Origin of the sequence: Streptomyces coerulescens, assembly GCF_042657965.1 — a bacterium.
Classification (GTDB): domain Bacteria; phylum Actinomycetota; class Actinomycetes; order Streptomycetales; family Streptomycetaceae; genus Streptomyces; species Streptomyces coerulescens.
Genome location: NZ_JBHSKM010000046.1, coordinates 185,929 through 197,905, shown reverse-complemented (window position 1 = coordinate 197,905; position 11,977 = coordinate 185,929). Strand labels below are relative to the sequence as shown.

General features: G+C 71.7%; 12 protein-coding genes. 6 read left to right on the top strand and 6 right to left on the bottom strand.

The window, feature by feature from the left end:
• Positions 1–194: 194 nt before the first annotated feature.
• On the top strand, positions 195–1,196 hold the full coding sequence (locus ACFPQ9_RS41400; RefSeq protein WP_380864880.1) for a YhjD/YihY/BrkB family envelope integrity protein: 1,002 nt from the start codon (positions 195–197) through the stop codon (positions 1,194–1,196).
• Between the two features lie 28 nt (positions 1,197–1,224).
• Here the strand turns inward: ACFPQ9_RS41400 and ACFPQ9_RS41395 are convergent, their stop codons facing one another.
• A complete protein-coding gene (locus ACFPQ9_RS41395) occupies positions 1,225–1,791 on the bottom strand; it encodes a TetR/AcrR family transcriptional regulator (RefSeq protein ID WP_380864879.1) in 567 nt (188 codons plus the stop codon).
• An 86-nt stretch (positions 1,792–1,877) separates the two neighbouring features.
• On the opposite strand from ACFPQ9_RS41395, the gene ACFPQ9_RS41390 reads away from it, so the two are divergent.
• Positions 1,878–2,801: an SDR family oxidoreductase gene (locus ACFPQ9_RS41390; RefSeq protein WP_380864877.1), complete on the top strand. Its 924-nt coding sequence runs from the start codon at positions 1,878–1,880 to the stop codon at positions 2,799–2,801.
• A gap of 29 nt (positions 2,802–2,830) precedes the next feature.
• On the opposite strand, the gene ACFPQ9_RS41385 is transcribed toward ACFPQ9_RS41390, so the two are convergent.
• Positions 2,831–3,790, bottom strand: coding sequence for a GlxA family transcriptional regulator (locus ACFPQ9_RS41385; RefSeq protein WP_380864875.1), 960 nt, complete (start codon positions 3,788–3,790; stop codon positions 2,831–2,833).
• A 148-nt stretch (positions 3,791–3,938) separates the two neighbouring features.
• Here ACFPQ9_RS41385 and ACFPQ9_RS41380 point away from each other — a divergent pair, with 148 nt between their 5' ends.
• Positions 3,939–4,238: a putative quinol monooxygenase gene (locus tag ACFPQ9_RS41380; protein WP_380864873.1), complete on the top strand. Its 300-nt coding sequence runs from the start codon at positions 3,939–3,941 to the stop codon at positions 4,236–4,238.
• A 270-nt stretch (positions 4,239–4,508) separates the two neighbouring features.
• Positions 4,509–4,823: a DUF4326 domain-containing protein gene (locus ACFPQ9_RS41375; protein ID WP_380864871.1), complete on the top strand. Its 315-nt coding sequence runs from the start codon at positions 4,509–4,511 to the stop codon at positions 4,821–4,823.
• Between the two features lie 14 nt (positions 4,824–4,837).
• Here ACFPQ9_RS41375 and ACFPQ9_RS41370 read toward each other — a convergent pair whose 3' ends face one another.
• The 3 genes from ACFPQ9_RS41370 to ACFPQ9_RS41360 are packed head-to-tail and all read right to left on the bottom strand — an operon-like array spanning position 4,838 to position 8,798.
• Positions 4,838–6,688, bottom strand: a complete 1,851-nt coding sequence (locus ACFPQ9_RS41370; protein ID WP_380864870.1) for a GMC family oxidoreductase — start codon at positions 6,686–6,688, stop codon at positions 4,838–4,840.
• The gene (locus tag ACFPQ9_RS41365) at positions 6,685–8,085 is read right to left on the bottom strand and encodes a hypothetical protein (RefSeq protein WP_380864869.1); all 1,401 of its coding nucleotides are present in this window, start codon (positions 8,083–8,085) and stop codon (positions 6,685–6,687) included. Before ACFPQ9_RS41365 ends, ACFPQ9_RS41370 begins: the two co-directional genes overlap by 4 nt.
• Positions 8,082–8,798, bottom strand: coding sequence for a FadR/GntR family transcriptional regulator (locus ACFPQ9_RS41360; protein WP_380864868.1), 717 nt, complete (start codon positions 8,796–8,798; stop codon positions 8,082–8,084). Before ACFPQ9_RS41360 ends, ACFPQ9_RS41365 begins: the two co-directional genes overlap by 4 nt.
• Positions 8,799–8,932: 134 nt before the next feature.
• Here ACFPQ9_RS41360 and ACFPQ9_RS41355 point away from each other — a divergent pair, with 134 nt between their 5' ends.
• Positions 8,933–9,829 (top strand): DMT family transporter, encoded by an 897-nt coding sequence (locus tag ACFPQ9_RS41355; protein WP_380864866.1) that lies wholly within the window; start codon positions 8,933–8,935, stop codon positions 9,827–9,829.
• A gap of 6 nt (positions 9,830–9,835) precedes the next feature.
• Here the strand turns inward: ACFPQ9_RS41355 and ACFPQ9_RS41350 are convergent, their stop codons facing one another.
• Positions 9,836–10,567, bottom strand: coding sequence for a flavodoxin family protein (locus ACFPQ9_RS41350; RefSeq protein ID WP_380864864.1), 732 nt, complete (start codon positions 10,565–10,567; stop codon positions 9,836–9,838).
• A 180-nt stretch (positions 10,568–10,747) separates the two neighbouring features.
• Between ACFPQ9_RS41350 and ACFPQ9_RS41345 the strand changes: the two genes are divergently transcribed.
• Positions 10,748–11,947 carry a glycoside hydrolase family 64 protein gene (locus ACFPQ9_RS41345; RefSeq protein WP_380864863.1) on the top strand — a complete coding sequence of 400 codons (1,200 nt, stop codon included), beginning with the start codon at positions 10,748–10,750 and terminating at the stop codon, positions 11,945–11,947.
• The last annotated feature ends 30 nt before the right edge of the window (positions 11,948–11,977 follow it).

The following is an 11,977-nucleotide window of genomic DNA, read 5'->3' as shown; positions in this document are numbered from 1 at the left end:
CCGGAGGTGCGGTGGTCCGGCCGGAGGTGCGGCGGTCCGGCCGGAGGTGCGGTGGTCCGGCCGGGGGTGCCGTGGTCCGGCTCCTCGCGCACTCTTGAGGTGGGAAGGAGCGGCTCAATGGAGACTTCGGCCGGGGGGCAGTCGGCGGCGGGGGTCCAGGCACCCTGCCCCGGCTGCGCCCGCACCGGCGTCTGATGAACCACGGGGGTTCGGACGAGCGGCCCTCCTCCGGTACGCCGCCAAGTCGCCCCGATGGCGTACGACGCGACGCCCGCGCCCGTCCTCGGATCCGGTACCTGCTGCGCCCGTCGTGGTGGCGCGAGGGAACCCGGCGGCTGACGGCGTGGCTGCATGCTCTCCACGCGCGCCTGGAGAGTCGTTTTCCGGTGGTCACCGGACTCGTCGACCGACTGGTGTCCGTGAACGTCTTCGACTCGGCGACCCGCATCGCGGCGCAGTGCTTCCTGACCGCCGTTCCCCTGCTGTTCGTGCTCAGCGCCTACGCGCCGGAGGCGGTGCAGGACCAGGTCATCACCTCGATCAACCGGGTATTCGGTCTGACGGGACAGGCGAAGGCACAGCTGGAGCAGGCGTTTCATCCCCCGAACGACGAACTGCGGCAGGCGACCGGCCTGGTGGGCACGCTGATGGTGCTGCTGTCGGCCACCGCGGTGAGCCGGGCTGTGCAGCGGCTGTGCAGACGGGCCTGGTTGCTGCCCCGGACGGAGGCGAAAGTCGCCCCGTGGCGGTGGCTTGCGTGGATCGTCCTGTGGCTCGGCGCGCTGATCCTGCAGGGGACCCTGCACAACGGGTTGGGCCGGGGAGCGGAGCTGGGGGCGCCGGTCATCTTCGTCATCCAGGTGGCCATGTGGTGGTGGACCCAGCATCTGCTGCTGGGCGGTGCCATCCGCTGGCCGCCCCTGCTGCCCGGCGCGGTCATCACGGCGCTCGCGGTCAGCGCCCTGTCCGTGACCGCGCACTTCTACATGCCCCGCGCGCTCGACCGGGCACTGACCGGCTACGGTCCCGTCGGTTCGGTCTTCGTCCTGCTGTCCTGGCTGATCGTGGTGTGCGTCGCCGTCGCCATCGGGCTGAGCGTGGGCGCCGTACTGTCCCAGGAGCCGTTCCTGAAGCGGAACCTCGGAACTCCCATGTCGCGTCCGGGCGCCGCCGAGGGCGACGACCGCGGGTCCTGACCGCGCACCTCGACCGTCCCCCCGTCCGCTAGCCGCCCGCGGTCACGGCCTTGAGCTTCTCCAGGGACTCCCGCATCGCCTGCCCGAGAGTCAGGTCCTCGGGCGCCGCGGTCCATCTCTCGAAGCCGACCTTGAACACGGCGACACCGGCTTCGGCGGTCAGGCTCGCGGCCGGTTCGGCCACACCGCGGCGACGCAGGGCGCCGGCGAGCGCGGCCGACAGCGAGGCGAGTTTGATGAGCTCGCGCTCCTGGAGTTCGGCGTTCGCCACGATGACGGCCTGGCGTCGCCGGGAGTGCTCACGGCGATCGACGAACACTGTCGACACGGCCTCGAGACCGGCCGCCATCGCATCGATCGGCGCCGCGGAGTGGGGGGCTTCGGCGACGGCGTTCACGAACAGTTCCTGCAGCGCGCCCGAGCCGTCGAACAGCACCTCGCGCTTGTCGGCGTAGTGCCGGAAGTAGGTCCGCTCGGTCAGGCCCGCACGTTTCGCGATCTGCGCCACGGTCGTCTGCTCGTAGCCCCGCTCGCTGTAGAGCTCCAACGCCGCTTTCGCCAGGCGTTCGCGCGCGTTCGGCTCCCATCTACCCATGCGCAGATCCTACGCGATGACAGTCACTGACATCAGATGGTAGCGTCGATGACAGTCACTGCCATCAACCGTTGGGGGACTCTCCCATGCGCATCTTCGTCACCGGCGCGTCCGGCTGGATCGGCTCCGCCCTCGTGCCCGAACTCATCGACGCGGGGCACCGGGTCGTCGGACTCGCGCGCTCCACCGCCTCCGCCGATGCCCTGGTCGCCGCCGGGGCCGAGGTGGTCCGCGGCACCGTGGACGACCTCGACGTCCTGGGCACGACCGCCGCCGCCTCGGACGGGGTGGTCCATCTCGCCTTCAAGCACGACATCGCCTTCACCGGCGACTACGTGGGCGCCGCCGAGGCCGACCGCCGCGCCGTCGACACCTTCGGCGACGCGCTGGCCGGCAGCGACCGCCCCTTCGTCCTCGCCTCGGGGCTGGCCGGTCTGAAGCCGGGTCAGGTGTCGACGGAGCGGGACCGACCCACGGTCGACGGCTCTCCCGCGTCCCTGCGCGCGAGGACCGCCACCACGGCTCTGGCGCTCGCCTCGCGCGGAGTTCGCTCGTCCGTGGTACGCCTCTCCCCGACCTGCCACGGAGAGGGGGACAACGGGTTCATGGCGACGCTGGTGGGCATCGCCCGCACCCGAGGCGTCTCCGGCTTCGTCGGCGACGGCACCAACCGCTGGGCGGCCGTGCACCGCCTGGACGCCGCACGACTGTTCCGCCTCGCGGTGGAGAAGGCCCCCGCCGGGGCCGTGCTGCACGGCACCGCCGAGGAGGGCGTCGCCCTCCGCGACATCGCCGAAGTGATCGGCCGTCACCTCGATGTGCCGGTGACCTCCGTGGCCCCGGAGGCGGCCGGCGAGCACTTCGGCTGGCTGGGCGCCTTCCTCGCCATGGACGCGCCGGCGTCGAGCGTGCTGACGCAGGAGTCGCTGGACTGGCGGCCGACCCGGCCGGGCCTCCTGGAAGACCTGGACAAGGGACACTACTTCAGCGGCTCGGCCACCGGCTGGTGACCGAGCACCGGGTCACCTCCGTGGCCGGGTCATCGCCCCCGCAGTGAACTCGCCGTCTCCCCGGTGCGCTCACGGAGCAGGATGCGCAGGGTGTTCGGGTGCTCGTAGCCGACTTTGCGGGCGATGACCTCCAGCGGCAGATCCGTGGCCCGCAGCAGATGGGAGGCCTGCTCGACACGCAGGTCCTGGACGAAGCGCACGGGTGAGGTGCCGAGCGTGCGGCGCACGGCACGCTGGAGCGTGCGCTCGCTGACGCCGACGGCGCGTGCCGCGTCGGCGATCGAGATCGGCCCGTCCAGGTGCACACGGACCCAGCGCTCGAAGGCCTCCAGGGTCGGATCGCTCTGAGCGAGTGCCGAGGAGATCGTGTACGCCGCCTGCGACGGGCGCTCGTCGACGACGAGATAGCGCGCGACCAGATCCGCGAGCGCCGGGCTGCTCATCCGCACGATCGCGAGCGCGAGGTCGACGTGCCCGAACGCCGCCCCGGCCGTGGTCACCCCCTCCGATGTGGTGACCATGCGGCTCTCGTCGACCGTGACCGCCGGGTAGCGCTTGCGGAAGTACGGTGCGAGCCACCAGCTCGTCGTGGCCCGGCGCCCGTCGAGGATCCCCGACTCGGCCAACAGGAACGTGCCCGTGCAGGCGGACGCGACGGGGGTGCGGCGGGCTCGGGTCGCGGCCACCAGACGCCGTACGGGCTCGGCGTCCGGGCCGGAGACATGGGCGATCAGGGCATCGGGCCGCCGTTCGGCCAGCGCCGGGACCAGCAGCAGGTCCGCGTCCTTCGCCGTGGCCACGGGCAGCGTCTCGACCAGGTGCCCCGCTCCCGTACGGATCCGCCGGCGGAAGCCGATCGTGGACACCTGCCAGGCGGGCGGGGGCTTGGGCAGTTCCTCGCGCATCGCGTTCGCCCCGTCCAGCACGTCGAGCAGGGCAGAGAGCCCGGAGTCGAAGACGCCGTCGTACGCCAGCACAGCCACATCCATGACGGAAACGATATCGGAAGCGTCGTTTCCGACACTGGGCACGTCGGGTGGGGCCGCATAGCTTTTCGGTGTCCGGACGACAGACGGTGCCCGGTACCAGCACCGCACGTTCACCCCGTTCACCGATGACCACAGACAGGAGTGCGGCATGACGAAGCTGGGACTGCTGGCCCGGATCGAGGCCAAGCCCGAGTACGCCGAGAAGGTGGAGAGCCTGCTGCGGAACGCCCTGGAGCTGGCGCGGCAGGAGGACCACACCGTCACCTGGTTCGCGTTCCGGCAGGGCGAGAGCACCTTCGGCGTCTTCGACACCTTCGAGGACGAGGAGGGGCGTCAGGGACACCTCCAGGGGCGGATCGCCGCGGCACTGATGGAGGCCGCCGGGACCATGCTCAGTGAGGCACCGGACATCCGGCCGGTCGACCTGCTGGCGGTCAAGCTTCCCTGATCCCGGCGCCGGGTGGCAGCGCGAGGAACCGCGCTGCCACCCGGCACCCCACCCGTCGACCACGGCCCCGCACAGGCCGGCCGAGGAGAGACAAGACATGGCACAGCCCGCCGCCGCACAGACCCGCCACGCCTCGCCCACCGCGTCCCGCTCCCGCACCGGCAGCCCACTGCGAGCTACGCGGACGCCGGCGCCCGTACCGGCACGGCACCGCCACCAGCGCCGTGCTCGCGCTGCCCGGCACGGAACTGAGGGGGCACCATGAACGGCATGAAACGGACCACGGTCGTCAACATGAAGGGTCATCGTGACGACCCGGACTACGCGGACGTCGTCTACGTCGGCCGCGCGATGCACCGCGGTGGCTGGGACCTCGCGGGCTCCCCACTCGCGAGTCCCTTTCGGCCGGGCCGGAACGGCACTCGGGAAGCGGTGGTCGAGAAATACCGCGCCCACCTGCTGAGCCGCCCCGACCTGCTCGCCCTGGTGCCCGCCCTGCGCGGTCGCAGACTCGGCTGCTGGTGCGTCCCGCAGGCGTGCCACGCCGAGGTCATCGCCGAACTGGCGGACTCGCTCGGGGAGTAGGGGGCGCCTGTCCCTCACCCTTCCGGCGCGAAACGCCGGGCCACACCCAGGGCTGCCGCCATGATGCTGAGCTGCGGATTCACCTCCGGGCAGCTCGGTAGTACGGACCCGTCGGCGATCAGGACGCCGTGCACGCCCCGCAGGCGTCCCTCCGGGTCGGCCGGGGAGCGCTCGGGGTCTGCCCCCGCTGCGACCGTGCCCGTGGGGTGGAACGCGGACACATGGAGCTGACGTGCCGTCACCGTGTCCAGCAGCGCGTCCAGTTCGTCCGTGGAGCGGGCGCGTGGGGCGTGCGGGACACCGGTCAGTACCTCCTCGGCGCCGGCGGCGAACAGCAGGCGGCCCATGGCTCGTTGGGCACGCAGCAGTCGTTGGGCGTCGTGCGGCGCGAGGTCGTAGCGGAGCAGGGTGCGGTCGCGGCCGATGACCCGGCCGGAGGGCCGGTCGGCGATCATCGCGCCGAGTGTGGCCAGTTGCTCGGTCCCGTCGATCTCGCGGCGCAGCTCGCGTCCGATGCCCGGCAGGACGAACGAGCTCATCCCCGGGGGTGCGGAGGTGGCTTCGATCAGGATGCCGTCGGCGTGCAGCTCCTCCACTCCGACGCTCTGGAGGACCCCTTTCCAGCCGGTGACGGGGCTGCTGAAGCGGCCCGCGACGCTGATGGCGGGGTGGACGCTGAGGTTCCGGCCGATGCCGGGATGCCGGCCGAGGCCCGAGCGGCGCAGCAGCTGCGGGGCCTGGAGGGCGCCGGCGGCGACCACGACCAGAGGGCTCAGGATCTCCAGTCGGCTGCCGTCGGGGCGGGTCACGACGACTCCGGCTGCCCGGGGACCGTCCGGCCGGTCGCGGTCGGTGAGGATCCGCAGGACGCGTGCGCCGGTCACGATCGTCGCGCCCGCCGCGCAGGCATCGGGGAGCACGGACAGCTGGACGCTCTGCTTGGCGCCGGTGGGGCAGCCGACGACACACTGGCAGGAGCCCCGGCAGCCGGGGGCGTTGCGGCGCAGGGGCGCGGCGGCCCAGCCGAGTTCCTTGGCGCCGGCCAGCGCCAGGAGTCCGTTGTTGCCGAGGACGTCGAGTGGCTGGCGCGCCACGCGCAGGGTGCGTTCGACCTCGTCGAGGTGGCTGCCGAAGCCGTCGGCGACATCGAATCCGTGGTCGTCCAGCCAGCGGGTGACGACATGGTCGGGGGTGCGGTAGCAGGTGCCGGAGTTGACGACGGTGGTGCCGCCGACCGCGCGGCCGACGGGCAGGACCAGCGGAGGGTTGCCGAGGGCGATCGTGGCGCCGCCGTCCCGGTAGAGGTCGGTGAAGCGGTCGAGCGGAGCCCTGCGCGCGAACGAGGCGGTGGTGTGGTGTTCGCCCTCCTCCAGCACGATCACGCGCATGCCCGTCCGGGCGAGGGTCCGGGCGGCCATGGCGCCCCCCGCGCCGGATCCGACGACCACGGCATCGGCGGTGGAACGGGTCGGCCAGTCCCGGGACGGGGTGCAGTCGAGCGGCGGATCGTCGGGGGCGGACGCGGAGGTGCCGTCGTGCGCCGTGCGTGCGGTCCCGGCGGCCAGCAGGACCGGTACCTTCACGGCGTCGAGGAGGGGCAGCAGGGCCTGGTGGGAGGCGAGTGACACCATGACGTCCTCACGTTTCGCGGCGCCGAGTGCCGGCAGTCGGCGGCCGGTTCGGGCGAGGGCATAGACGTCGATCGCCGCGGCCGCGCCACGCACCGCCACGCGAGCGTGGCCGGGCATGGCACCCAGCAGCGCCTCGACCCGCCCCGGCACCGCCCGGACCCACTCAGCGGTCCCGTCGTCCGCGAGCAACGCCTCGGCAAGCGCCGTGAGGCCGGGGGAAGTCGATGTGCTCATCGGTCGCCGACCTCCGCGTGGGCCGTGCCGGAGAGGTGCCAGGTGGCCTCCTGGCGCCATCTGCCCCACCAGCGCTCCAGGCTGATCACCGCGTCGGCTGTCTCGCTGTTGCGGCAGACCGCGGGCGAGCCGTCGGGGTCGGTGTAGTCGAGGGCCAGGGTCCGCTCGGGAGGCTGGGTCACCGTCACCCGAATGCGGCGCCTGCCCGCGCGGCCGGACACGCTCCACTCGGGCAGGCCGATGTCCGCCCGGAACCGGCCGAGTCCCGCCCAGCCCACGGCGGTCCGCTCGGCCCGGCGGGGCCAGGTGCGTCCGTTGCGCAGCAGGCGCAGGAACACCAGCGGCGGCAGTCGGTCGAGTCCACGGCGCATGGACACCGCGGCCACGATCTCCAGGATGTCGCCGCCGCCCAGGTCGGCGTGGAGCCAGGCCCAGCGTCGGGCGTTGCCGTGGCCGTAGATGCGGGCGCTCGCGCCGACGGCGTCCTGGAGCCGCAGTTCGTCGTCGCCGTACCGGACGGTTCCGTCATAGTGGCAACGGGCGGCGGGCAGCATATGGCTGGCCGGCAGCCAGGGGCGACGCCATGACCAGCGGGGGAAGGTGTGGACAGGTTCGCCGCCCGGCTTCTCGGTGAGCGACCAGGTGAACGTTCCCGCGGCGCCGGCGAGGCGGCCGGGCCGGGCGTCGATGCCCTCGGCGGCGTAGCCCTGTGGGTGCTGCGTCCACGGTACGGGACCGAAGCGCACGTGTTCGGCGGGGCCGTCCTTGGGGAAGACGGCGACCCAGCCATGTGCGTAGGCCCCGGAATCGTCGGTGGGGGCGACGACTTCGTGGTGCAGCCAGACTCCGCTGCCGGTCGCGGGGTCGGTGAGGGTGGTGTACCAGACCTCCGTGCGGCCCGGCTGCCCGTCCCAGCGCGGCGCCAGATGACCCTCGCCGGCGGTCTCGGTGCCGCCCGCGCGCGGGAAGCGGAAGCTGGCGAGGAAGGGCAGCAGGCCGGTGGTGAGGGGGAAGCGCAGGGTGCCCTCGCCCACGCGTTCACCGTCCTCGTAGAGCGTGAACGGCAGCACGGTCAGCGAGGAGAGCGGACGTGCGGGCGAGACGGACTTCCAGCCGTCCAGCACGAGACTCCGGCCCTCCAGGGTGAAGGTGATGCGGTAGCGGATCCTGCGGCGGGCCAGGGGCGAGATCTCCATCTCCCCCACGGCTTCGGCGTCGTCCGCCCGCCCGGCGATCCGCACCCGCCCGGTCAGCCGCGCCCGCGTCGTGCGGTGCGGCAGCAGCACGGCGTCCGCGCGGACCACGAGGTCGAGGCGTACGGCACGCTCGCGCTCCTCGTCGCTCAGCCGCGCCCGGCCCAGCATCGTCTCCTGGAACACCGTCCCGCGGGAGGTCACTGGGCACCGTCGCGGCGTTCGCGGGAAGCGGCCAGCCCTTCGAGCATGATGCGTTCCGTCGCCGACAGATAGGCGCCCGCCGCGACGCGGGCGGCTTCCTCGTCGCTGGCGGCCACGGCCTCGACGACCGGGGCCAGCCGGTCGTGGGCGACGCCGGCGTCGAGGAAGGGTGCGACGAGTGCCGCGCGGACCGGCAGGTAGGCGTTGAACAGGGTGTTGGTCAGCAGGACGTAGACCCGGTTGCCCGTGGCGCGGGCGAGCGCCCGGTGCACCTCGGCGTCCGCGAGCTGCACGTCCTCCCCGCCGTCCGCGTCCCCGACGGCCGTCATGAGCGCCCGCAGTTCGGCGACCTGGGCGGCCGTGGCGCGGGCGGCGGCGCGCTCCGCGATCAACGCGCCGATGGTGCGGCGCACTTCGAAGATCTCGCCGATCCAGTCCGGGCTGTGCCGCACCAGCATCGGCAGCAGATCCGCTCCGCCGAGCCGCAGGTAGTCCCGTACGCGGGTCCCCACCCCGTGCCGCGTCTCCAGCAGCCCGGAGTGCACGAGCCGACCGAAGGCGTGCTTCAGTGTGGTGCGGTTGACCCCGAACCTGTCGGCGAGTTCACGTTCGGGCGGCAGCATGCTCCCGGCCGGATGCCGCCCGGCGAGAATGTCCTCGCGCAGCCGCTTCTCCAGGACATCGACGGTCGTCTCGCGCGGCAGTGCTTCCATCCCGGTCTCCCGGCCTCTGAGTGGTTGAGTGACTGAGCCACTGAACCACTGGAGTGACATCGCGTCAATAAGCCGCGCTTCGCCGGGCGTTCACGGCATGCTCAGCCGGTGTCCCACGTCCGCCGATCCCAGAGGTGGCCACGCTGAACATCACGCTCTCCGTCGTGTTCGCCCTCTGCGCCGCGTCGAGCAACGCCGTCGCGACGGTGTTGCAGCGCAAGGCGGCGCTCACCGTGCCGCGATCCCAGGGGTTCCGGGCGGGGTTGATGCTCGATCTGCTGCGGCAGCCCGTCTGGCTGGCCGGGATCCTCGCGGTGATCGCCGCCGCCGTCTGCCAGGCGCTGGCCCTGGTGACCGGACCGCTGACGGTCGTACAGCCGCTGTTCGTGCTGGAGCTGCCGCTCACCCTGATCGTGGCCTCGCTGCTGATGCGCCGTCACCTGGCGCGCAACGGCTGGCTGGCCGTGGCGGTGGTCGTGGCGGGCCTGGGCGTCGCACTCGCCGCCGCCTCCCCCACGGGCAATCGCACCCATGTGGAGCTGGACCGCTGGATCCCCGCGCTCGCGGTGTGCGCGGGGATCGTCACCGCGCTCACCCTGGCCGCCTTCCGACGCCCCGAAGGCCGCGCCCGGGCGGCCTGTCTGGGTGCCGCGACGGCGATCAGCTACGCGGTGACCGCGGCGCTGATGAAGGCATCCACGCACATCCTCGACGAACAGGGACTGGTGGGCTTCTTCTCCGCCTGGCAGACGTACGGCTTCGCGGCGACCGGAGTGTGCGCGCTGTTCCTGCTGGAGCACGCGATGCAGGCCGGACCGCTGGTCGCCTCGCAGCCTGCGCTCACCCTCGGCGACGCGCTGGTGAGCCTCGCCCTCGGCATCACCCTGTACGAGGAGGAGGTCCGCTCCGGGTGGTGGCTGCTCCCCCAGCTCTTCGGCGTCGCACTGATCGCCGCCGGGGTCCTCGCACTGTCACGGATTCCGCTCACCCGGTCGCTGGTGGCACCGGACGAGGAGAGCCGGACGATGTGACGCGGCTCAGCGGTGCTCGGGGTTCTCCGCACCCGGACGGCAGCCGGCGTCCCACTGCGAGCGCTGGTTGCCGTGGGCGGGGATGCCGCCGCCGCGCTTCAGAAGGGCGGCGATGTGCATCAGGTTCCAGGTCATGAAGGAGGTGTTGCGGTTGGTGAAGTCGTTCTCGGGGCCACCCGATCCCGGGTCGAGATACGACGGGCCGGGGCCGGCCACGCCGATCCAGCCGGCGTCCGCCTGGGGCGGGATCGTGTAACCGAGGTGCTGGAGGCTGTAGAGCACGTTCATCGCGCAGTGCTTCACGCCGTCCTCGTTCCCGGTGATCAGACAGCCGCCGACACGGCCGTAGTAGGCGTACTGGCCCTCGGAATTGAGCAGGGACGAGCAGGCGTAGAGGCGCTCGATGACCCGCTTGGTGACGGAGCTGTTGTCGCCGAGCCAGATCGGGCCGGCGAGCACCAGGATGTCCGCCGCCATCACCTGCTCGTACAGCGCGGGCCACTCGTCGGCCGCGAACCCGTGCTCGGTCATGTCCGGATACACACCGGGGGCGATGTCGTGGTCCACGGCCCGGATCTCGGAGGTGGTGACCCCGCGCTCCATCATGATCGCCGCGCTTCTGTCGATCAGGCCCTGGGTGTGGCTGCGCTGGGAGGACGGCTTGAGGGTGCAGTTGATGTAGAGGGCCGTCAGGTCGTCGAAGCGGTACGTGGTCTCGCTGGAGGATGGGTTCGCCATGGGGAAAGCGTCTCGCGCACAGTCCCCTTTACCCTGGTCCGACACCGTACAGATTTCATCCAAGCGGTCCCACTTCATTGACATGTCCTTGACTCAGCGGGACTCTGAGAGCGCTCTCAAGAACCCGCACAAGAACAGCACCAGCCAAGCTCCGTCCCCCCACTGACACGGAGGTTGAGAGTGTTACGGAGACTCAACAAGCCCCTTGTGGCCATCGCCGCGGCATCCGCACTGCTGGGCGGGCTGCTCAATCTCGCCGCACCGGCACCCGCGCAGGCGGCCGTACCCGACACCATCCCGCTGAAGATCACGAACAGCTCCGGCCGCAATGAGCCGGTCTACGTCTACAACCTCGGTACCCAGCTCTCGTCCGGCCGGCAGGGCTGGGCCGACGCGGGCGGCACCTTCCACGCCTGGCCCGCCGGCGGCAACCCGCCGACGCCCGCGCCGGACGCATCGATCGCAGGCCCGGCCCCCGGGCAGTCCACGACGATCCGGGTTCCGAAGTTCTCGGGTCGGATCTACTTCTCCTACGGCCGCAAGCTGGACTTCCGCCTCACCACCGGCGGACTGGTGCAGCCGGCCGTGCAGAACCCGAGCGACCCCAACCGCGACATCCTGTTCAACTGGTCGGAGTACACGCTCAACGACGCCGGGCTGTGGCTCAACAGCACCCAGGTCGACATGTTCTCCGCGCCGTACGCGGTCGGCGTACAGCGCGCGGACGGCAGCACGGCGACCACCGGCCATCTCAAGTCCGGCGGCTACAACGCGGTCCTCAACGGGCTGCGCGGCCAGTCGGGCGGGTGGGCCGGCCTGATCCAGACACGTTCCGACGGCACCGTGCTGCGGGCCCTGTCCCCCGGCCACGGACTGGAGACCGGCGCCCTGCCCGCCTCCGTGATGAACGACTACGTCAACCGGGTCTGGCAGAAGTACGCCACCACCACGCTGACGGTCACGCCGTTCGCCGACCAGCCGAACACCAAGTACTTCGGCCGCGTCTCGGGCAACGTCATGAACTTCACCAACAGCGCGGGCGCGGTCGTCACGAGCTTCCAGAAGCCCGACGCGGACAGCATCTTCGGCTGTCACAAACTGCTCGACGCTCCCAACGACCTGGTCCGCGGCCCGATCTCCCGCACGCTGTGCGCGGGCCTGAACCGTTCGACCCTGCTGTCGAACTCCAACCAGCCCGACACATCCGCGGCGAACTTCTACAAGGACGGTGTGACCAACCACTACGCACGGGTCATCCACGCGCAGATGCAGGACGGCAAGGCCTACGCCTTCGCCTTCGACGACGTCGGCAACCACGAGTCGCTCGTCCATGACGGCAATCCGCAGCAGGCGTATCTGACGCTGGATCCCCTCAACTGATCAGGCGCACACACCGGGGCGGTACGCGGG

What these genes read in the sequence shown, in the direction of transcription:
- ACFPQ9_RS41400 (WP_380864880.1), top strand. Translation starts at nt 195, where the DNA reads ATGAACCACGGGGGTTCGGACGAGCGGCCCTCCTCCGGTACGCCGCCA.
- ACFPQ9_RS41395 (WP_380864879.1), bottom strand. Translation starts at nt 1,791, where the DNA reads ATGGGTAGATGGGAGCCGAACGCGCGCGAACGCCTGGCGAAAGCGGCG.
- ACFPQ9_RS41390 (WP_380864877.1), top strand. Translation starts at nt 1,878, where the DNA reads ATGCGCATCTTCGTCACCGGCGCGTCCGGCTGGATCGGCTCCGCCCTC.
- ACFPQ9_RS41385 (WP_380864875.1), bottom strand. Translation starts at nt 3,790, where the DNA reads ATGGATGTGGCTGTGCTGGCGTACGACGGCGTCTTCGACTCCGGGCTC.
- ACFPQ9_RS41380 (WP_380864873.1), top strand. Translation starts at nt 3,939, where the DNA reads ATGACGAAGCTGGGACTGCTGGCCCGGATCGAGGCCAAGCCCGAGTAC.
- ACFPQ9_RS41375 (WP_380864871.1), top strand. Translation starts at nt 4,509, where the DNA reads ATGAAACGGACCACGGTCGTCAACATGAAGGGTCATCGTGACGACCCG.
- ACFPQ9_RS41370 (WP_380864870.1), bottom strand. Translation starts at nt 6,688, where the DNA reads ATGAGCACATCGACTTCCCCCGGCCTCACGGCGCTTGCCGAGGCGTTG.
- ACFPQ9_RS41360 (WP_380864868.1), bottom strand. Translation starts at nt 8,798, where the DNA reads ATGGAAGCACTGCCGCGCGAGACGACCGTCGATGTCCTGGAGAAGCGG.
- ACFPQ9_RS41350 (WP_380864864.1), bottom strand. Translation starts at nt 10,567, where the DNA reads ATGGCGAACCCATCCTCCAGCGAGACCACGTACCGCTTCGACGACCTG.